General features: G+C 72.1%; 13 protein-coding genes. 5 read left to right on the top strand and 8 right to left on the bottom strand.

Translation table 11 applies throughout. From position 1 onward, the window contains the following. Window positions 1–12: 12 nt before the first annotated feature. Together ACFYOJ_RS02115 and ACFYOJ_RS02110 are read left to right on the top strand one after the other, a co-directional pair. On the top strand, window positions 13–624 hold the full coding sequence (locus ACFYOJ_RS02115) for a DUF6114 domain-containing protein (protein WP_356550176.1): 612 nt from the start codon (window positions 13–15) through the stop codon (window positions 622–624). Next, window positions 614–2,026, top strand: coding sequence for a hypothetical protein (locus ACFYOJ_RS02110; protein ID WP_356550175.1), 1,413 nt, complete (start codon window positions 614–616; stop codon window positions 2,024–2,026). The genes ACFYOJ_RS02115 and ACFYOJ_RS02110 overlap by 11 nt, the downstream gene beginning before the upstream one ends. Window positions 2,027–2,153: 127 nt before the next feature. On the opposite strand, the gene pyk is transcribed toward ACFYOJ_RS02110, so the two are convergent. From pyk to pta, 3 genes are all read right to left on the bottom strand, one after another. Next, a complete protein-coding gene (gene pyk, locus ACFYOJ_RS02105) occupies window positions 2,154–3,584 on the bottom strand; it encodes a pyruvate kinase (protein ID WP_356550174.1) in 1,431 nt (476 codons plus the stop codon). A gap of 108 nt (window positions 3,585–3,692) precedes the next feature. Beyond that, entirely contained in the window at window positions 3,693–4,907 is a 1,215-nt protein-coding gene (locus ACFYOJ_RS02100) for an acetate kinase (RefSeq protein ID WP_356550172.1), read from the bottom strand. Next, window positions 4,904–6,994, bottom strand: a complete 2,091-nt coding sequence (pta, locus tag ACFYOJ_RS02095) for a phosphate acetyltransferase (RefSeq protein WP_356550171.1) — start codon at window positions 6,992–6,994, stop codon at window positions 4,904–4,906. Before pta ends, ACFYOJ_RS02100 begins: the two co-directional genes overlap by 4 nt. A 307-nt stretch (window positions 6,995–7,301) precedes the next feature. On the opposite strand from pta, the gene ACFYOJ_RS02090 reads away from it, so the two are divergent. After that, window positions 7,302–8,327 (top strand): ATP-dependent 6-phosphofructokinase, encoded by a 1,026-nt coding sequence (locus ACFYOJ_RS02090; RefSeq protein WP_356550169.1) that lies wholly within the window; start codon window positions 7,302–7,304, stop codon window positions 8,325–8,327. Between the two features lie 182 nt (window positions 8,328–8,509). Here ACFYOJ_RS02090 and ACFYOJ_RS02085 read toward each other — a convergent pair whose 3' ends face one another. Together ACFYOJ_RS02085 and ACFYOJ_RS02080 are read right to left on the bottom strand one after the other, a co-directional pair. Then, window positions 8,510–9,208 carry a response regulator gene (locus ACFYOJ_RS02085; RefSeq protein WP_356550167.1) on the bottom strand — a complete coding sequence of 233 codons (699 nt, stop codon included), beginning with the start codon at window positions 9,206–9,208 and terminating at the stop codon, window positions 8,510–8,512. Beyond that, window positions 9,205–10,872 carry a sensor histidine kinase gene (locus tag ACFYOJ_RS02080; protein ID WP_356550166.1) on the bottom strand — a complete coding sequence of 556 codons (1,668 nt, stop codon included), beginning with the start codon at window positions 10,870–10,872 and terminating at the stop codon, window positions 9,205–9,207. Before ACFYOJ_RS02080 ends, ACFYOJ_RS02085 begins: the two co-directional genes overlap by 4 nt. A 153-nt stretch (window positions 10,873–11,025) precedes the next feature. Here ACFYOJ_RS02080 and ACFYOJ_RS02075 point away from each other — a divergent pair, with 153 nt between their 5' ends. Together ACFYOJ_RS02075 and ACFYOJ_RS02070 are read left to right on the top strand one after the other, a co-directional pair. Continuing rightward, window positions 11,026–12,429: a cation:dicarboxylate symporter family transporter gene (locus ACFYOJ_RS02075; RefSeq protein WP_356550165.1), complete on the top strand. Its 1,404-nt coding sequence runs from the start codon at window positions 11,026–11,028 to the stop codon at window positions 12,427–12,429. A gap of 207 nt (window positions 12,430–12,636) precedes the next feature. Further along, a complete protein-coding gene (locus tag ACFYOJ_RS02070; RefSeq protein ID WP_356550164.1) occupies window positions 12,637–14,904 on the top strand; it encodes an ATP-dependent DNA helicase in 2,268 nt (755 codons plus the stop codon). Window positions 14,905–14,907: 3 nt separating this feature from the next. On the opposite strand, the gene glgB is transcribed toward ACFYOJ_RS02070, so the two are convergent. The 3 genes from glgB to treS all read right to left on the bottom strand — a co-directional run. After that, window positions 14,908–17,493, bottom strand: a complete 2,586-nt coding sequence (glgB, locus tag ACFYOJ_RS02065) for a 1,4-alpha-glucan branching enzyme (RefSeq protein ID WP_356550163.1) — start codon at window positions 17,491–17,493, stop codon at window positions 14,908–14,910. A 47-nt stretch (window positions 17,494–17,540) separates the two neighbouring features. After that, a complete protein-coding gene (locus ACFYOJ_RS02060) occupies window positions 17,541–18,947 on the bottom strand; it encodes a phosphotransferase (RefSeq protein WP_356550161.1) in 1,407 nt (468 codons plus the stop codon). Window positions 18,948–19,035: 88 nt separating this feature from the next. After that, a partial coding sequence (gene treS, locus ACFYOJ_RS02055; protein WP_388596088.1) for a maltose alpha-D-glucosyltransferase occupies window positions 19,036–20,519 on the bottom strand: 1,484 nt, incomplete at its 5' end.

The following is a 20,519-nucleotide window of genomic DNA, read 5'->3' as shown; positions in this document are numbered from 1 at the left end:
GAGCTGTTTTCCATGAGCGCCGAGACTCCTGCCGCCGTACCCGGCCAGTTCACCCGCCGGAGGCTGCAGTTCCGTGCCTGGCGAGGCACGCGGCCGTTCTGGGCCGGCCTGTTCGTCGCGCTCGGCGGCCTCCCCATCGCCTACTTCCCGTACGCGAATCTCCAGATCGGCCACCTGACGCTGGCGATGGCCACCACCGCGGGTGCCGGATCCCTGATCATCGGCGTGCTGCTGGTCGTCCTGGGCATCAGCCTGTGGTTCCAGCAGCACGTCCGGGTCTTCGCGGGCGTGGCGGCGATCCTGCTGGCACTGGTCTCCCTCCCCGTGGCCAATTTCGGCGGTTTCCTGATCGGCTTCCTGCTCGCGCTCGTCGGCGGGGCGCTGGCCGTGTCGTGGGCGCCGGGCGAGCCGCCGCAGGCCGAGCCGCCGGCGCGGGACGAGGGGACGGGCGGCGCGCCCGAGGACGTGGTCCCCGGCGCACCGGTGCCCGACGCGACGGTGCCGCAGCCGAGGGACGGCTCGGAGGAGGGGCGTACCTCCCCGGCCGACGAGGCGCCCGGGAAGAACGATCTGTCAGGAACGAGCCCGGCCAACGGGGCGAACGGGAGGCACAGTGCCGGCTGACGAGGTGACCCGCGGGACCGACGTGGAGGCGTCCCGCGCGAGAACCGGGCCGCGTCACGCGGCGCCCAAGAAGCCGTTGTTCACCAGGTTCCACATGCCGGCCGGGAAGGCCATCGCCCTCGCGGCGATGCCCACGGCGGTCCTCATGGGGATGGGGTTCACGCCGACGCTGGCCCTCGCCGACGGCAACGACACCGCACCGCCGTCGAACAGTCTGACGGCCGACGAGTACAAGGACTGCCTGGCGGCCGTCGAGGGCGCCGCGAAGGGCTCGCCGTCACCCACGTCGTCGCCCTCGGCGACCGAGGGGGCGGACGGTGACGAGGCCGGTGACGAGGCCGGCACGAAGGAGCCGAGCCCCTCCGCCTCCGGGGACGCGGGCGAGGGTGCCGGCAAGGACACGGCCGAGGACACGGCCGGGGAAGCGGATTCCGCCTCTTCGCCGGATTCAGGTTCCGGCGGCAAGGCGGCGGACGCCCCCGCCGCACCCCCGGCCCCGCAGAGCGAGGAGAAGCCGCCCGCCGCCGGGACCACGCCCTCACCGTCCGCGGGTGAGGACCGGAACGTACTCGGGGACGGGAACGTACTGAAGGACCTCGGCGACGCCGTCGAAGGCATCTTCACCGGCGGCGAGAAGGGCGAGGAGACCCCGAGCCCCACGCCCACCCCCTCGGCACCGGAGTCCGGCGGAACCGGCACCGTGAAGGACGCGGCCGACGAGACCCCCGGCACGGCGGAGGGCACCGCACGCGACACCGCCGACGCGGCGGAGGAGACGGCCGGGGGCACCGGCGGCACGGCGGACAAGGCGGCCGGCGCGGCGGAGGAGGCCGCCAAGGAGGCGAAGGAGGAGGCGGAGGAGAAGGAGGAGGCCACCGCCTCGCCCGGTCCCACCCCCAGCGCCTCCGAGAGCGCCGGCGTGGACCCGGAGGACTGCCCGGTCGCCACGGACGCGGAGGGCGGCGTCGACAACAAGGTGCTCCTGCCCGACGACCCCTGGCAGCTCAACGCCAGTTCGCTGCTGCTGAAGGGCGCCTCGTACAAGGGCGTCGTCCAGGTGCGGACCGCCGACGGCTCCACCAAGAAGGTGCTGAAGTACGTCGTCTCCGGCGGCACCGACATCGGCGACCTGCACCAGACGGTGAAGGACGAGCAGATCGGCAGGACCTACCACGTGCAGGCGGCCGAGGGCTCGACGTCCACCATCCGCGACGGCGAGACGATCATGTACACCGAGAGCATCTCGGGCAACCTGCTCGGGCTGATCCCGGTCACCTTCGACCCGGAGCACCCGCCGCCGCTGGACATCCCGCTCATCTACTTCACGAAGGTGACGGTCGTCCAGGCCGGCCAGTTCGGCGGCACCCTGCACATCCCCGGGCTGCACCAGTACACGACCTGAGCCCGCCCGCAGGACCTTTCCTCAGGTCCTTCCTCAGGCCCTTCCACGAGCCTTTCCGGGAGCCGCGAAGAAGAGAGGGCGCCCCCTGAACCACAGGGGGCGCCCTCTCCGCGTCGTGCGGACGGTGTCAGCCGCGGCGCGTCTCGCCCAGGTGGTGGACCCGGACCATGTTGGTGGTGCCGGGCACGCCGGGGGGCGAACCGGCGGTGATCACGACGACGTCGCCGTCGTTGAAGCGGCTCAGCTTCACCATCTCCTGGTCCACCAGCTCGACCATCTCGTCCGTGCTGTTGACGAACGGCACCACGTACGGCTCCACGCCCCAGCTGAGCGCCAGCTGGTTGCGGGTGGACTCGTCGGTGGTGAAGGCGAGGATCGGCTGGGCGGCGCGGTAGCGGGACAGACGGCGCGCGGTGTCGCCGGACTGGGTGAAGGCCACCAGGCCCTTGCCGCCGAGGAAGTCGGCGATCTCGGCGGCGGCACGGGCCACCGAACCGCCCTGGGTGCGCGGCTTCTTGCCCGGCACCAGCGGCTGCAGGCCCTTGGAGAGCAGCTCCTGCTCGGCCGCCGTGACGATCTTCGACATCGTCTTGACGGTCTCGATCGGGTACGCGCCCACGCTCGACTCCGCCGACAGCATGACCGCGTCCGCGCCGTCCAGGATCGCGTTGGCGACGTCGGAGGCCTCGGCGCGGGTCGGACGGGAGTTGGTGATCATCGACTCCATCATCTGGGTCGCCACGATCACCGGCTTGGCGTTGCGCCGGCACAGCTCGATCAGGCGCTTCTGCACCATGGGGACCTTCTCGAGCGGGTACTCGACGGCCAGGTCGCCACGGGCGACCATCACGCCGTCGAACGCCATCACGACGTCCTCCATGTTCTCGACCGCCTGCGGCTTCTCCACCTTGGCGATCACGGGGACCCGGCGGCCCTCCTCGTCCATGACGCGGTGCACGTCGGCGACGTCCTTGGCGTCCCGGACGAAGGAGAGGGCGACCAGGTCGCAGCCCATCCGCAGCGCGAACCGCAGGTCCTCGATGTCCTTCTCGGACAGCGCGGGCACGTTGACCGCCGCGCCGGGCAGGTTGATGCCCTTGTGGTCGGAGATGACGCCGCCCTCGATGACGATCGTCTTCACCCGGGGGCCCTCGACCTCGGTGACCTTCAGCTCGACGTTGCCGTCGTTGATGAGGATCTGGTCGCCCTTGGCCACGTCACCGGGCAGACCCTTGTAGGTGGTGCCGCAGATCGTCCGGTCACCCGGCACGTCCTCGGTGGTGATGGTGAACTCGTCACCGCGCACCAGCTCGACGGGACCCTCGGCGAAGGTCTCCAGACGGATCTTGGGGCCCTGCAGGTCGGCGAGGACACCGATGGCCCGGCCGGTCTCCTTGGCGGCGGCCCGGACGCGGTCGTACCGCCCCTGGTGCTCTGTGTGGGAGCCGTGGCTGAAGTTGAAGCGGGCCACGTTCATGCCGGCCTCGATCAGCGCGACGAGCTGCTCGTGGGAGTCGACCGCGGGGCCGAGAGTACAGACGATTTTCGAACGGCGCATGGGGCGATCCTATCGGTTTGTTTCGCTGCGGAATATTCCGTCTGGCGGAAAGTACAAATGGGCGCCTGGGTGCTCACAAGAGAATTCGTCAGCGTCCCTCCGATGCCCTCACCTTTCCCTTTTCCCGATCAGAGCGTAGGTCTGGGCGGCGATCTCCATTTCCTCGTCGGTCGGCACCACGGCCACCGCCACCCGGGCGGACGCGGGCGAGATCAGCCGCGCCCCGCCGCCGCGCGCCGCGTTCAGCTCCCCGTCGACCGCCAGGCCCAGCCCCTCCAGGCCCGCGACGGCGGCCGCCCGCACCTCGGCCGAGTTCTCCCCGACCCCGGCGGTGAAGGCCACCGCGTCCACCCGCCCGAGAACGGCGTAATAGGCACCGATGTACTTCTTCAACCGGTGAATGTAGATGTCGAAGGCGAGGCGCGCCTCTTCGTCCCCCGCGTCGACACGGCGCCGGATCTCCCGCATGTCGTTGTCGCCGCACAGCCCGAACAGGCCGCTCCTCTTGTTGAGGAGAGTGTCGATCTCGTCCGTGGACATTCCGCCGACGCGCTCCAAATGGAAGATGACCGCAGGGTCCAGGTCTCCCGACCGCGTACCCATCACCAGCCCCTCCAAGGGCGTCATCCCCATGGACGTGTCCACGCACCGCCCGCCCTCGACCGCCGAGGCCGAGGCCCCGTTGCCGAGGTGCAGCACGATGACGTTGACCTCCGACGGGTCCTTGCCCAGCAGTCGCGCCGTCTCCCGGGAGACGTAGGCGTGCGAGGTGCCGTGGAAGCCGTAGCGGCGCACGCGGTGCCGGTCGGCGATCCTCGGGTCGATGGCGTAGCGCGCCGCGGACTGAGGCATCGTGGTGTGGAACGCCGTGTCGAAGACCGCCACCTGCGGCAGGTCGGGACGGAGCGCCTGCGCGGTGCGGATACCGGTGAGGTTGGCCGGGTTGTGCAGCGGCGCCACCGGGACCAGCCGCTCGATCTCCGTGAGCACGGAGTCGTCGATGAGGGTGGGCTCGGTGAAGAACACACCGCCGTGCACCACCCGGTGCCCGATCGCGGCCAGCTCCGGCGAGTCCAGGCCCAGCCCGTCCCGGCCCAGTTCGGCGGCGACGGCCTTCAGGGCGGCCTCGTGGTCGGCGATCGGGCCGTTCTGCTCGCGGGTGCCGCCGTCGGCCAGGTGGGTGTGCTCGATCCGGGAGGTCCGCTCGCCGATCCGCTCGACCAGCCCCGCCGCCAGCCGGCTGCGGTCGCGCATGTCGATCAGCTGGTACTTCACCGACGAGGAGCCGGAGTTGAGGACGAGGACACGGGTGGGGGAACTCACTGTTCGGCAGCCTTCTCGCTCGGGGTCTGGGCCTGGATCGCGGTGATCGCGACCGTGTTGACGATGTCCTGGACGAGCGCGCCCCGGGACAGGTCGTTGACCGGCTTGCGCAGGCCCTGCAGCACCGGCCCGACGGCGACGGCGCCGGCCGAACGCTGCACGGCCTTGTACGTGTTGTTGCCGGTGTTCAGATCGGGGAAGATCAGCACGCTCGCCTGTCCGGCGACCTCGGAGCCGGGCAGCTTGGTCGCGGCGACCGACGGCTCGACGGCGGCGTCGTACTGGATCGGTCCCTCGATCCTGAGGTCGGGACGGCGCGAGCGGACCAGCTCGGTCGCCTCGCGCACCTTGTCGACGTCCGCGCCGGAACCGGACGTGCCGGTCGAGTACGACAGCATGGCGATCCGCGGCTCCACCCCGAACTGCGCCGCCGTGGAGGCCGACTGGACGGCGATGTCGGCGAGCTGCTCGGCGTCCGGGTCCGGGTTGACCGCGCAGTCGCCGTAGACGAGGACCTTGTCGGCCAGGCACATGAAGAAGACCGAGGAGACGATCGACGCCTCCGGCTTCGTCTTGATGATCTCGAAGGCCGGCCGGATGGTCGCCGCCGTGGAGTGCACCGACCCCGACACCATGCCGTCGGCCAGCCCCTCCTGCACCATCAGCGTGCCGAAGTAGTTCACGTCGGAGACGACGTCGTACGCCAGCTCCACCGTGACGCCCTTGTGGGCGCGCAGGGCCGCGTACTTCTCCGCGAAGGAGTCCCGCAGCTCGGAGACGGCCGGGTCGATCAGCTGGGCGGCGCCGAGGTCGATGCCGAGGTCGGCGGCCTTCTTGCGGATCTGCTCCACGTCGCCGAGCAGCGTCAGCTCGCACACGCCCCGGCGCAGCAGCACCTCCGCCGCGTGCAGCACCCGCTCCTCGGTGCCCTCGGGCAGCACGACCCGGCGCAGGTCGGAGCGGGCCTGCTCCAGCAGCGTGTGCTCGAACATCATCGGCGTGACCCGGTCGCCGCTGGGCGCGGAGACCCGCTTGCTGAGGTCGGCGGTGTCGACGTACCGCTCGAACAGGCCGAGGGCGGTCTCCGCCTTGCGCGGGGAGGCCGCGCTCAGTTTGCCCTCCAGGGAGAACAGCCGCTCGGCGGTGGGGAAGCTGTTGCCGGTCACCGACAGCACCGGCGTGCCCGGGGCGAGCCGGGCGGCGAGGGTGAGGATGCCCTCGCCGGGCACCTCGTCCAGGGTCAGCAGCAGGCCCGCTATCGGCGGGGTGCCGGCGCTGTGCGCGGCGAGCGTGCCGATCACCAGGTCGGCCCGGTCGCCGGGGGTGATGACCAGGCAGCCGGGGGTCAGCGCGTCCAGCAGGTTGGGCAGCATCGCCCCGCCGAAGACGAAGTCCAGCGCGTCGCGGGCGAGCCCCGAGTCGTCCCCGAGGACCACCTCGGCGCCGAGGGCGTGCGCGATCTGGGAGACGGTCGGCGCCGACAGCGCGGGCTCGTCGGGCAGCACCCAGCAGGGCACCGGCAGCCGGTTCGCGAGCAGCCCGGCGATCTCGTCCCGGTCCTCGCGGGCGACCCGGTTGGTCACCATGGCCAGCACGTCGCAGCCCAGTCCGTCGTAGGCGCGGAAGGCGTTGACGGTCTCGGCGAGCACCGACTCGGCGGCCTGCCCGCGGCCGCCCACGACCGGGATCACCGAGGCGCCGAACTCGTTGGCGAGCCGCGCGTTCAGCGACAGCTCGTCCGGGAGCGGGGTGCCGGCGAAGTCGGTGCCGAGGACGAGGACGACGTCGTAGTCCCGCGCGACCAGGTGGAACCGGTCGACCAGCGCGGCCACCAGCTCGTCCGTGCCCTGCTCGGCCTGGAGCGCGGACGCCTCCTGGTAGTCCATGCCGTAGACCGTCGCCGGGTCCTGCGAGAGCCGGTAGCGGGAACGCAGCAGCTCGAAGAGCCGGTCGGGCCCGTCGTGGACCAGGGGGCGGAAGACACCGACCCGGTCGACCTGCCGGGTCAGCAGCTCCATGACCCCCAGCTCGACGACCTGGCGGCCGTCGCCGCGGTCGATTCCGGTCACGTACACGCTGCGGGTCACGCGAGCTCTCCGTTTCGTCTGACGGCGGCCGGGTGGCGGCCGGGAGGTGGTCGGGCGAGGTGTTCGGGCGGCGGTCGCCGGGTCGTCGGGTGACGCCGGCCCGGGCGGAAGAATCACCCACCGAGGTGAGCGGAACCTTTTCGACGGTACCCCTCAGGGGCGACGAGCCGCCCGTCAGTGCGCCCCGCCCGGCGGGAGCGGGACGGGGCCGGACCGGGGACCGTACGGGATCGGCATCCGCCGGGAGGACGTGAAAGAATCGAACCTGGCTCACCGGTTGACCACAGCGAGCAGGAGACACAGCACGATGCGTATCGGAGTCCTCACCGCAGGCGGCGACTGCCCCGGCCTGAACGCAGTGATCCGGTCGGTCGTGCACCGAGCGGTCGACAACTACGACGACGAGGTCATCGGCTTCGAGGACGGCTACGCGGGCCTGCTCGACGGCCGCTACCGCACCCTCGACCTGAACGCGGTCAGCGGCATCCTGGCCCGCGGCGGCACCATCCTCGGCTCCTCCCGCCTCGAGCGCGACCGGCTCCGCGAGGCCTGCGAGAACGCCGGCGACATGATCCAGAGCTTCGGCATCGACGCGCTGATCCCCATCGGCGGCGAGGGCACCCTCACGGCCGCCCGGATGCTGTCCGACGCCGGCCTGCCCGTGGTCGGCGTGCCGAAGACCATCGACAACGACATCTCCTCCACCGACCGCACCTTCGGCTTCGACACCGCCGTCGGCGTGGCCACGGAGGCCATGGACCGCCTCAAGACCACCGCCGAGTCCCACCAGCGCGTGATGGTCGTCGAGGTCATGGGCCGGCACGCCGGCTGGATCGCCCTGGAGTCCGGCATGGCCGCCGGCGCCCACGGCATCTGCCTGCCCGAGCGCCCCTTCGACCCCGCCGATCTGGTCGAGATGGTCGAGGCGCGCTTCGCCCGCGGCAAGAAGTTCGCCGTCATCTGCGTCGCCGAGGGCGCCCACCCCGTCGAGGGCTCCATGGACTACGGCAAGGGCGAGATCGACAAGTTCGGCCACGAGCGCTTCCAGGGCATCGGCACAGCACTGGCGTACGAGCTGGAGCGCCGCCTCGGCAAGGAGGCCAAGCCGGTCATCCTCGGCCACGTCCAGCGCGGCGGCACGCCGACCGCGTACGACCGCGTGCTCGCCACCCGCTTCGGCTGGCACGCCGTCGAGGCCGCCCACCGCGGAGAGTTCGGCCGGATGACCGCGCTGCGCGGCACGGACGTCGTCATGGTCCCGCTGGCCGAGGCGGTCACCGAACTGAAGACGGTCCCGAAGGACCGCATGGACGAGGCCGAGTCGGTCTTCTGAGCCGGGTGCGCTGAACGCCCCCGACCGCGCGAACCTCTTCCGCGGTCGGGGGCCGCTCCTTTGTCCGCGGTGTGTGGCGACTCTTCAGCGCGGCTGCGTACATCCGGAGGTACGCGGGGCGGGGAGACGTTCGGTTGACCGGCCGCCCAGACCCGCGCCGTCACCCCGGACACCCCCTCCCCTCAACGCCCCCTCTCCCCCCGCACCCACCGGTACACCAGCTCCGGCCGCCCCACCTGCCCGTACAGCGGGCTGCGCCGGGCCCGGCCCGTGTCCACCAGGTGTTCCAGGTACCGGCGGGCCGTGATCCGTGAGATGCCCACCGCCTCGGCCACGCCGGCCGCCGTGAGGCCCTCCTCCGTGCCCCGCAGGGCGCCGGTGACCCGCTCCAGCGTGGGGGCGCTCAGGCCCTTGGGCAGTGCCGTCGGGCCGGGGGCCCGCAGGGTGGCGAGCGCCCGGTCGACCTCGTCCTGGCCGCTCGCCTCGCCGACCGTGCCGCGGAACTCGGCGTACCGCACCAGCCGGTCCCGCAGCGTCGCGAAGGTGAACGGCTTCAGCACGTACTGCACGACGCCCAGCGACACCCCCTCCCGTACGACCGCCAGGTCCCGGGCCGACGTCACCGCTATCACGTCGGCCTGGTGCCCGGCCGCCCGCAGCGAACGGGCCAGCTGCAGCCCGTGCACGTCCGGCAGGTGCAGGTCGAGCAGGAGCAGGTCGACCGGCGTGCGCTCCAGCACGCGCCGGGCCTCCGCGCCCGAGTGCGCCTTGCCGACGGCCGTGAACCCCGGCACCCGGCCGACGTACATCACGTGCGCGTCGGCGGCGACGGGGTCGTCCTCGACGACGAGCACCCGGATGGGCTGCTGCTCGGCGGTCATACGGCACCCCCGGTCCCGGAGCCGCCCGCCAGGGCGTCCGGCGCCGGGCGGCCCCCGTCACCGGCCAGCGGCAGCCGCGCCTCGAAGCGGGCGCCGCCGCCCTCGGCCCCGGTCACCGTGAGACAGCCCCCGTGCCGGTGCACCGCCTGCCGCACCAGGGCCAGTCCCAGGCCCCGCCCGCCCTCGCCGGACGGCTTGGTCGTGAAACCGCGCTGGAAGAGCAGGCCGGCGTGGGCGGGGTCGACGCCCGCGCCGGTGTCCGACACCCGCAGCACCAGCTCGGAGCCGCCCCCGCCCGTGTCCGTGTACGCCGCCACCGTCACCCGTGAAGGCACGGCGCCCTGGGCCGCGTCGACCGCGTTGTCGATCAGGTTGCCGAGGATCGTCACCAGGTCCCGCGCGGGCAGGGACGGCGGCAGCAGTCCGTCGTCCAGCCGGCTGTCCTGTGACACCACCAGCTCCACCCCCCGCTCGTTGGCCTGCGCCGTCTTGCCCAGCAGCAGCGCGGCCAGCACCGGTTCGCTCACCGCCGCCACCACCTGGTCGGTGAGCGCCTGCGCCAGCTCCAGCTCGGCCGTGGCGAACTCCACCGCCTCCTCCGCCCGCCCCAGCTCGATCAGCGAGACGACCGTGTGCAGCCGGTTGGCGGCCTCGTGCGCCTGCGAGCGCAGCGCCTGCGTGAAGCCGCGCTCGGTGTCCAGCTCGCCCATCAGCGACTGGAGTTCGGTGACGTCCCGCAGGGTCACCACCGTGCCCCGGCGCTCACCGCCGGAGACCGGCGAGGTGTTCACCACCAGCACCCGCTCCGCCGTCAGGTGCACCTCGTCCACCCGCGGCTCCGACGCCAGCAGCGCCCCCGTCAGCGGCGCCGGCAGGCCCAGGTCCGCGACCGAGGCGCCCACCGCGTCGCCGTCCACGCCGAGCAGCTCCCGTCCGCCGTCGTTGATCAACGCGATCCGGTGCCGCCAGTCCAGCATCAGCAGCCCCTCCCGTACCGCGTGCAGCGCCGCCTGATGGTAGTCGTGCATGCGGCTCAGCTCGGCCGCGTTCATGCCGTGGGTGTGCCGGCGCAGCCGCGCGTTGATCACGTACGTGCCGACCGCGCCGAGCAGCAGCGCGCCGGCCGCGACCGCGAGCAGGGCGGTCAGCTGCTCCTGGGCCCGCTTGCTGATCTCCTCCACCTTTATGCCGGCGCTGACCAGGCCCACGATCCGTCCGCCGTCGTCCCGCACGGGGGTGACGGCCCGGACCGAGGGGCCCAGCGTGCCCGTGTAGGTCTCGGTGAAGGTCTCACCGCGCCGCGCCCGCTCGATGTGGCCCTGGAAGGGGTGGCCGATCTGCTTCGGGTCGGGGTGGGTCCAGCGGATGCCCCGCGGATCCATGATCGTCACGAAGTCGACGTCGGTGTCCCGCATGACGCGCACCGCGTACGGCTGGAGCCGCGCCGTCGGGTCGGCGGTGCGGGCGGCCTCGAGCACGGACGGCGAGTCGGCGATCGACACCGCCACCGACCTGGCCTGACGGCCGGCGGCGTCTTCGGCCTGCCCCCGGTCGCCGAGGTAGGTGAACAGCGCGTACCCGGCGACGACGACCGCGATGAGCACGGCCTGCATCGCGAAGAGCTGGCCGGCCAGGCTGCGGGGTCTCGGGACGCTGAGGGGCATGCCGCCAGTCTCTCCCCTGTCCGAATGTGAACTAAATGAACGCAAGGGTGACCGCGCTCACAGGAAGGGGGATAGTCGCCGCATCCCCGAACCGAACCCCCGGACGTGAGCCGCACGCCGGTGATGCCGACGACGTCGTCAAGGAGGGCCGCCGTGACCAGCGCTGCCGATACGGCACCTGCCGCACCCAGAGCCAAGCGGGACCGCACGCACTATCTCTACATCGCGGTGATCGCCGCGGTCGCCCTCGGTGTCGCCGTCGGTCTGATCGCCCCCGACTTCGCGGTGGAGCTGAAGCCGATCGGCACGGGCTTCGTGAACCTGATCAAGATGATGATCTCGCCGATCATCTTCTGCACGATCGTGCTGGGCATCGGTTCGGTGCGCAAGGCCGCGAAGGTCGGCGCGGTGGGCGGCATCGCGCTCGCCTACTTCATGGTCATGTCGTTGGTGGCCCTCGCCATCGGCCTGCTGGTCGGCAACATCCTCGACCCGGGCACGGGCCTGGCGGTCACCGACGCCGTCAAGGAGACCGGTCACGCGCAGGTCGACGCGGAGGCCAAGGACACCACCGAGTTCCTGCTCGGCATCATCCCGACCACGATCGTCTCCGCGTTCACCGAGGGCGAGGTCCTGCAGACCCTGCTGATCGCCCTGCTGTGCGGCTTCGCCCTGCAGGCCATGGGAGACTCCGGCCGGCCGGTGCTGCGCGGCATCGAGCACATCCAGCGCCTGGTCTTCCGCGTCCTCGCCATGATCATGTGGGCCGCTCCGGTCGGTGCCTTCGGCGCCATGGCCGCGGTCACCGGCTCGGCCGGCGTCGACGCGCTCAAGAGCCTGGCCGTGCTGATGCTGGGCTTCTACGTCACCTGTGTGCTGTTCGTGTTCCTGGTGCTGGGCGCGCTGCTGCGCGTGGTCTCCGGCGTCAACGTCTTCTCGCTCTTCAAGTACCTGGGCCGCGAGTTCCTGCTGATCCTGTCCACGTCCTCCTCCGAGTCCGCGCTGCCGCGGCTCATCGCGAAGATGGAGCACCTGGGCGTCAGCAAGCCGGTGGTCGGCATCACCGTCCCGACCGGCTACTCCTTCAACCTCGACGGCACCATGATCTACATGACCATGGCCTCGCTGTTCATCGCCGACGCCATGGGCACGCCGATGTCGATCGGTGAGCAGATCCCGCTGCTGCTCTTCCTGTTCGTCGCCTCCAAGGGCGCCGCCGGCGTCACCGGCGCGGGACTCGCGACCCTGGCCGGCGGCCTGCAGTCGCACAAGCCCGCCCTGGTGGACGGCATCGGCCTGATCGTCGGCATCGACCGCTTCATGAGCGAGGCCCGCGCCCTGACCAACTTCGCGGGCAACGCCGTCGCCACGGTGCTGGTCGGCACCTGGACGAAGGAGATCGACCGGGCCCGCGTGGACGAGGTGCTCGCCGGCCGGGTGCCGTTCGACGAGGCGACTCTCCTGGACGACGGCCACGGCGGCCACGGCGACGACGACGGCTCCGCCGGGCTGCCGGAGCGGGGCCAGGGCGGCGAGAAGGAGCTGGCGAAGGCCTGACCCGCGCGCCCGCGCACAGACCCCGGGCGGCTGAGGTGCTCCCCCCGTCGCTCAGCCGCCCGGACCCTCCACGGCCGACGCCCCCCGAGTGTGGCCGGCACAAAGAAATCCCCCGGGCAATTGCGCCCGGGGGATTTCTTTGCGTATATTCGATGATTCGTGACTTCAGAAAAAAGGCGTCACGAAGAAGTTCAGTGAGCACAGTATATGCGGGCGGGAGTGGCATTGTCAAACACCGAATTTCCGGACGATGAATTGCGGCACGAACAGGAATTCGTCGACGGGCTGTACGCACGCGTGGACGCGCTGCGCGGCGACACCGAGGTCTCGGTCACCCACGCGCTCGCGCAGGGCAACACCCCCATGCAGGCCAGGCTGGAGCGGGACATCCTCGTCGCCGAGCGCTCCGGGCTGCTCGCCGCGCTCAACGCGGTGGACGGTTCCCTGTGCTTCGGCCGCATCGACCTCGCCTCCGGCCGGTCGCACCACATCGGCCGCATCGGCCTGCGCGCCGACGACGCGGAGCGCACGCCGGTCCTGATCGACTGGCGGGCCGACGTCGCCCGCCCCTTCTACCTGGCCACCGGCCACACCCCGATGGGCCTGCGCCGCCGCCGGCACATCGCGAGCGAGGGCCGGAAGGTCACCGCCCTGCACGACGAGATCCTCGACCTCGGCGACGAGACGCGCACCGGCCACGAGGACCCGTCCGGCGACGCCGTGCTGCTGGCCGCGCTGAACTCCGCGCGCACCGGCCGCATGGGCGACATCGTGCAGACCATCCAGGCCGACCAGGACCGCATCATCCGCGCCCCGCACCGCGGCGTGCTGGTCGTCGAGGGCGGCCCCGGCACCGGCAAGACCGCCGTCGCCCTGCACCGCGCCGCCTACCTCCTCTACGAGCACCGCGAACTGCTCGCCAAGCGCGCCGTCCTGATCGTCGGCCCCAACCCGGCCTTCCTCGGCTACATCGGCGAGGTCCTGCCCTCCCTGGGCGAGACCGGCGTGCTCCTCGCCACCGTCGGCGAGCTGTTCCCCGGCGTGAAGGCCACCGCGACCGACACCCCGGAGGCCGCGGCGGTCAAGGGCCGGGCCGACATGGCCGACGTCCTCGCCGCGGTGGTCCGCGACCGGCAGGCGCTGCCCGACCCGGTCATCGCCATCGAGCACGACCGCGAGGTCCTCATGCTCGACGACGGCCTGGTCGGCGTCGCCCGCGAACGCACCCGCGCCGCGAAGCTGCCGCACAACGTGGCCCGCGAGCACTTCGAGGGCCACATCCTCAACGCCCTCACCGACATGGTCGCCGAACGCATCGGCACCGACCCCTACGACGGCACCAACCTCCTCGACCCCAGCGACATCACCCAGATCCGCGACGAACTCGCCGAGAACCCCGAGGTCTGGGCGGCTGTCGACCGGCTCTGGCCCCGGCTCACCCCGCAGCGCCTGGTCGCCGACTTCCTCGCCGACCCGGAGCCCTTCCTGGACGCCGAGGACGCCGCCGCCGTACGCCGCCCGGTCACCCGGCACTGGACCGTCGCCGACGTGCCCCTGCTGGACGAGGCGGCCGAACTCCTGGGCGTGGACGACCGGATCGCCCGCACCCGCGCCGAACGCGAGCGGGCGGAGCAGATCGCCTACGCGCAGGGCGTCCTCGACGTGTCCTACGCCTCCCGGACGTACGAGTTCGAGGACAAGGACGAGGAGGAGGCCGAGGTCCTGCTCGCGCACGACATCATCGACGCCGAGCGCTTCGCCGAACGCCAGGAGGAGGAGGACCACCGCAGCGCCGCCGAGCGCGCCGCCGCCGACCGCACCTGGGCCTTCGGGCACATCATCGTCGACGAGGCGCAGGAGCTGTCCCCGATGGCGTGGCGGCTGCTGATGCGCCGCTGCCCGACCCGCTCCATGACCCTGGTCGGCGACCCGGCGCAGACCGCGGAGGCGGCCGGCGTCGGCTCCTGGTCGAAGATCCTCGCCCCCTACGTCGAGGACCGCTTCGAGCACACCCGCCTCGGTGTCAACTACCGCACCCCGGCCGAGATCATGGACCTGGCGGCGGCCGTCGTCCGCGCCGAGGACCCCGCCTTCGAGCCGCCCGGCTCGGTGCGCTCCACGGGCGTACGGCCCTGGATCCGCGCCACCGGCGACCTCCCGGCCGCCGTCGCCGAGGCCGTCCGGGAGCTGACCCCGGAGGAGGGCCGCCTCGCCGTCATCGCCCCGCGCGACCTGCACGAGCGGATCGCCGCCCGGCTGGACGGCGTCACGGCGGGCGCCGCCCCCGACCTGACGCAGACGGTCGTCCTCCTCGACCCGCGCCAGTCCAAGGGCCTGGAGTTCGACTCCGTCCTGGTCGTCGAACCCGGCCGCTACGGCACCAGCGACCTCTACGTCGCCCTCACCCGCGCCACCCAGCGGCTCGGCGTCCTGCACACCGAGCCGCTGCCGAAGGGCCTGGCGGACGCGGCCTGACCGTCAGGCCGGGCGCAGCCACACCGTGGCCAGGGGTGGCAGGGTCAGCCGGATGCTCGCCGGCCGGCCGTGCCATCCCTGGGGCTCGGGCTTGACCGGACCGGGGTTGGCCACGTCGCTGCCGCCGTAGCGGGCGGCGTCGGTGTTGAGGACCTCGTGCCAGGCGGGGACGTCGTCGGGGACGCCGAGGCGGTAGTCGGCGCGGACGACCGGCGCGAAGTTCGACACCGCCAGCAGCGGGGAGCCGTCCGCGTCGTAACGCAGGAACGCGAGGACGTTGTCCTCGGCGGCGTCCCCGGTCACCCACGAGAAACCCTCGGGACGGGTGTCGTACCGCCACAGCGCCGGTGTGTCCCGGTACACGGTGTTCAGGTCGCGGACCAGGTCCAGCACGCCCCGGTGGTCGGCCGCCGCCCCGTACCGCGGGTCGAGCAGCCACCAGTCGGGCCCGTGCTCCTCGGACCACTCCGCGCCCTGCGCGAACTCCTGCCCCATGAAGAGGAGCTGCTTGCCGGGGTGGGCCCACATGAAGCCCAGGTAGGCCCGCTCGTTCGCGCGCTGCTGCCACCAGTCGCCCGGCATCTTCGACACCAGCGACCTCTTGCCGTGCACCACCTCGTCGTGGGAGATCGGCAGCACGTAGTTCTCGCTGTAGGCGTACACCATCGAGAAGGTCATCTCGTGGTGGTGGTACTTGCGGTGCACCGGGTCGTGGCTCATGTACTGGAGCGAGTCGTGCATCCAGCCCATGTTCCACTTCAGCCCGAAGCCGAGACCGCCGAAGCCGCTCGGCCCCTTGTGGTGCGTGGCCCGCGTGACCCCGTCCCAGGCCGTGGACTCCTCGGCGATCGTCACCACGCCCGGCACCCGCCGGTACACCGTCGCGTTCATCTCCTGCAGGAACGCCACCGCGTCCAGGTTCTCCCGGCCGCCGTGCTCGTTGGGCGACCACTGGCCCGGCTCGCGCGAGTAGTCCAGGTAGAGCATCGAGGCGACCGCGTCCACGCGCAGCCCGTCGATGTGGAACTCCTCGCACCAGTACACGGCGTTGGCGACCAGGAAGTTGCGCACCTCGCGCCGCCCGAAGTCGAACTCCAGCGTCCCCCAGTCCGGGTGCGCCGCCCGCAGCGGGTCGGAGTGCTCGTACAGCGGCCGCCCGTCGAACTCGGCCAGCGCCCAGTCGTCGCGCGGGAAGTGCGCAGGCACCCAGTCCATCAGGACGCCGATCCCGGCCCGGTGCAGCCGGTCCACCAGGTACTTGAAGTCGTCGGGATCGCCGAGCCGGGCGGTGGGCGCGTAGAAACCGGTGACCTGGTAGCCCCAGGAGCCGCCGAAGGGGTGCTCGGCGACCGGCATCAGCTCGACGTGCGTGAAGCCGAGGTCCTTGACGTACGCGGGGAGCTGCTCGGCCAGTTCACGGTAGGTCAGCCCCGGCCGCCAGGACGGCAGGTGCACCTCGTACACCGACATCGGCGCCTCGTGCGCGGGCGCCTCGGCGCGCCGGGCCAGCCACGCGTCGTCGCCCCACGTGTAGTCGGAGGCGTGCACGACGGAGGAGGTGGCCGGCGGGACCTCCGTACGGCGGGCCAGCGGATCGGCGCGGAGGGTGCGCGAACCGTCCGGCCGGGTGATCTCGAACTTGTACAGCTCGCCCGCGCCGACGCCGGGCAGGAACACCTCCCACACCCCGGTCCCGCCGAGCGACCGCATGGGGTGGCCGGTGCCGTCCCAGAAGTTGAAGCCGCCGGCCACCCGCACGCCGCGCGCGTTCGGCGCCCACACCGCGAAGCGGGTGCCGGTCACCCCCTGGTGGACCGTCGGGTGCGCGCCGAGCGCCTGCCACAGCTGCTCGTGCCGGCCCTCGCCGATCAGGTGCAGGTCCAGGTCGCCCAGCGTGGGCAGGAAGCGGTAGGGGTCCTCGACCTCGTGGACCGACTCCCCGTAGGCCACCAGGAGCCGGTACTCCGGGACCTCGTCGAGCGGCAGCAGGCCCGAGAAGAAACCGTCCCCGTCGTCGTGCAGCTCGGCGCGCAGCTCGCCGGCCCGCACGGTCACCGCCAGCGCGTACGGCCGCAGCACCCGGACGGCGATCCCGCCGGGCACCGGGTGGGCGCCGAGCACGGAGTGCGGATCGTGGTGCGTGCCGGCCAGCAGCCGCTCCCGGTCACCGGGGCCGAGCGCGACGGAGGCGGGGGCGGGGGCCGGGGCGGCGGGTGCTTTCCGGGCGGGAGCCCGACGGGCCGCGGGAACCTTCTTGGCGGGGGCCTTCCCCGCGACGGCCTTCCCGGCGACGGCCTTCCCGGCCGCCGGGGACGCCTTCGCCGCCGCCGCTGTCTTCTTCCCCGTGGCCTTCTTCGCGGCCGTCTTCTTCGCGGTCGCCTTCGCCGCCGTCCGCGTGGCCTTCTTCGCCGTGGTCTTCGCGGCCCTCTTCGTCGTCTTCTTCGCCGGTGCGCCCTGGGACGCGGTTCCTTCCGCGTCCGCCGCCTTCCCGGTCACCGCCTTCCGCGGCGGCGCCGCCTTCTGCGCGGCGCTCTTCTCCTCGGCCGTGTTCTTCGGGTCCGGACCGCTGGACGGGGAACGGGGGGTCACGGGTGGAGCCTCCTAGGCGATGGCGAGAGAAGGGAGCGGGACGGGGATCAGAAGGTGACGCCGGTCCGGGCCGGTGCCGCCAGGCGGCGTACGGCCGACAGCGGGACCGGGAGCCAGTCGGGGCGGTGCCGGGCCTCGTACACGACCTCGTAGACGGCCTTGTCCGTCTCGTAGGCGCGCAGCAGCACCGGGTCGGTGCGCGGGTCGGTGCCGCCGGCCTCCGCGTACCCGGTGCAGTACGCGGCCCGGCAGGTCTCGGCCCAGCCGGGCACCGGGGGGTCGGCGGAGTGGGCGGCGTAGTCGAAGGAGCGCAGCATCCCCGCGACGTCCCGCGCCACCGGCTGCGGCAGGCGCCGCTCGGCCAGCGGTTTCGACGGCTCGCCCTCGAAGTCGATCAGCGACCACTGACCGGACGCCGAGCGCAGGCACTGTCCGAGGTGCAGGTCGCCGTGGATGCGCTGCGCGGTCCAGGTACGGCCCTCACCGGCCAGGTCGGCCAGGGCCGTGAATGCCGTCCGCAGCCCGGGGGCGTACGGCAGCAGGGCCGGCACGGCGTGGACGGCCTCCTCCAGGCGCGCGGTCATGCCGTCGATCAGCGGCCGCAGGTGTCCGTGACCCAGCGTGACGGTCGGCAGGGCGCGGGCCAGGGCGGTGTGGACCTCGGCCGTGGCCCGTCCGAGCGCCCGCGCCTCGGCGGCGAAGTCCTCGCCCTTGGCCAGTTCCCGCAGGGCCAGCTCCCAGCCGTCGGTGGCGCCCTGCACATACGGCTGGAGCACGCCCAGCACCCAGGTCTGCCCGCTCAGGTCGGCCGTCATCCAGCCCGCGGGCGCCGGCACCCGCGGGCAGCCGGCGCGGGCCAGCGCCAGCGGCAGCTCCAGGTCGGGGTTGATCCCGGGCACGATCCGGCGCAGCAGCTTGAGAATGAACGTATCTCCGTACACGAGGGACGAGTTCGACTGCTCGGCGGTCAGCAGGCGCGGCACGAGCCCGGCGCGGATCTCCTGGTCCTCGGCGTGGTCGAAGCGGAGGCCGCCGACACGGGCCCGGGAGCGCAGCGCCTCCAGGAGCACCTCGGCGGGCCGGGGGTCGTACAGGGCGTCGTAGACGGTGCGTCCGGCGAGCGGGCCCTCGGTGACGCGGCCGATCAGGGCGGGCGCCAGCCGGGGCGGCAGCGCCTCGCGCACGCCGATCAGGAGCTGGTAGCAGTCGCCCGGCCGCTCGGGGGAGCCGCCGCCCGGACCGAGCGGCTGGCGGGCGCGCACCAGTACGTGGAGCAGGCCGAGGCGGGCGTCGGCGGGCAGCAGCTCGGTGGCCGCGACCAGCGAGAACCCGGTGACCGGGCGCCCCTTGCCGGCGAACCAGCGCTGGCGCGGCAGCCACTCCCGCAGCAGCGGGTCCAGGGACGCAAGGAGTCCGGGCGGGCTCGTGACGGTGCGTATGACGGCTTCCGACATGACGTCGCGTCCTTTCCCCGGGTCGACGGGGTGTGAGTGATGCGTGCCCAGGGCGGGACGGTGGAAACCGCCCCGCCCCGGGTGCGGGCTAGGCGGCGTCCTTGCGGAGCCGGAACCAGTAGAAGCCGTGCCCGCCGAGGGTCAGCAGGTACGGCAGCTCGCCGACCGCCGGGAAACGGACCCCGCCGAACAGCTCGACGGGATGGCGTCCCTCGAAGGCGCTCAGATCGAGCTCGGTGGGCTGCGCGAACCGGGAGAAGTTGTGCACGCACAGCACCAGGTCGTCCTCGTACTCGCGCAGGAAGGCCAGCACGGCGGGGTTGGACGAGGGCAGCTCGGTGTACGAGCCCAGACCGAAGGCCACGTTCTGCTTGCGGATCTCGATCATGCGGCGGGTCCAGTGCAGCAGGGACGAGGGCGAGGCCATGGACGCCTCGACGTTCGTCACCTGGTAGCCGTAGACCGGGTCCATGATCGTCGGCAGGAACAGCCGGCCCGGGTCCGAGGACGAGAAGCCCGCGTTGCGGTCCGGGGTCCACTGCATCGGCGTGCGCACCGCGTCGCGGTCGCCGAGCCAGATGTTGTCGCCCATGCCGATCTCGTCGCCGTAGTAGAGGATCGGCGAGCCGGGCAGGGAGAGCAGCAGGGCCGTGAACAGCTCGATCTGGTTGCGGTCGTTGTCGAGGAGCGGGGCCAGGCGCCGCCGGATGCCGATGTTGGCGCGCATGCGGGGGTCCTTGGCGTACTCGGCCCACATGTAGTCGCGCTCCTCGTCGGTGACCATCTCCAGGGTCAGCTCGTCGTGGTTGCGCAGGAAGATGCCCCACTGGCAGCCCGACGGGATCGCCGGGGTCTTGGCCAGGATCTCCGAGACCGGGTAGCGGGACTCGCGGCGCACGGCCATGAAGATCCGCGGCATCACCGGGAAGTGGAACGCCATGTGGCACTCGTCGCCGCCGCTCGGATAGTCGCCGAAGTAGTCGACGACGTCCTCCGGCCACTGGTTGGCCTCCGCCAGCAGCACCGTGTCCGGGTACTGCGCGTCGATCTCCTTGCGCACCCGCTTCAGGAAGGCGTGCGTCGCCGGAAGGTTCTCGCAGTTGGTGCCCTCCTGCTGGTACAGGTACGGCACGGCGTCCAGCCGGAACCCGTCGATGCCGAGGTCCAGCCAGAACTTCAGGGCGGAGATCATCTCCTCCTGCACGGCCGGGTTCTCGTAGTTCAGGTCCGGCTGGTGGGAGAAGAAGCGGTGCCAGAAGTACTGCTTGCGGACCGGGTCGTACGTCCAGTTGGACGCCTCCGTGTCCACGAAGATGATCCGCGCGTCCTGGAACTGCTTGTCGTCGTCGGCCCAGACGTAGTAGTCGCCGTAGGGGCCGTCGGGGTTCCTGCGCGACTCCTGGAACCACGGGTGCTGGTCGCTGGTGTGGTTCATGACGAAGTCGATGATCACGCGCATGCCGCGCTGGTGCGCGGCGTCCACGAACTCGACGAAGTCCGCCAGGTCACCGAACTCGGGCAGTACGGCGGTGTAGTCGGAGACGTCGTAACCGCCGTCCCTGAGCGGGGACT

It is taken from the genome of Streptomyces sp. NPDC006384 (assembly GCF_042870695.1).
In the GTDB taxonomy this organism is placed as follows: Bacteria; Actinomycetota; Actinomycetes; order Streptomycetales; family Streptomycetaceae; genus Streptomyces.
Note: the sequence above shows the minus strand (reverse complement) of the source record. Positions and strands in the feature narration are given on the sequence as shown.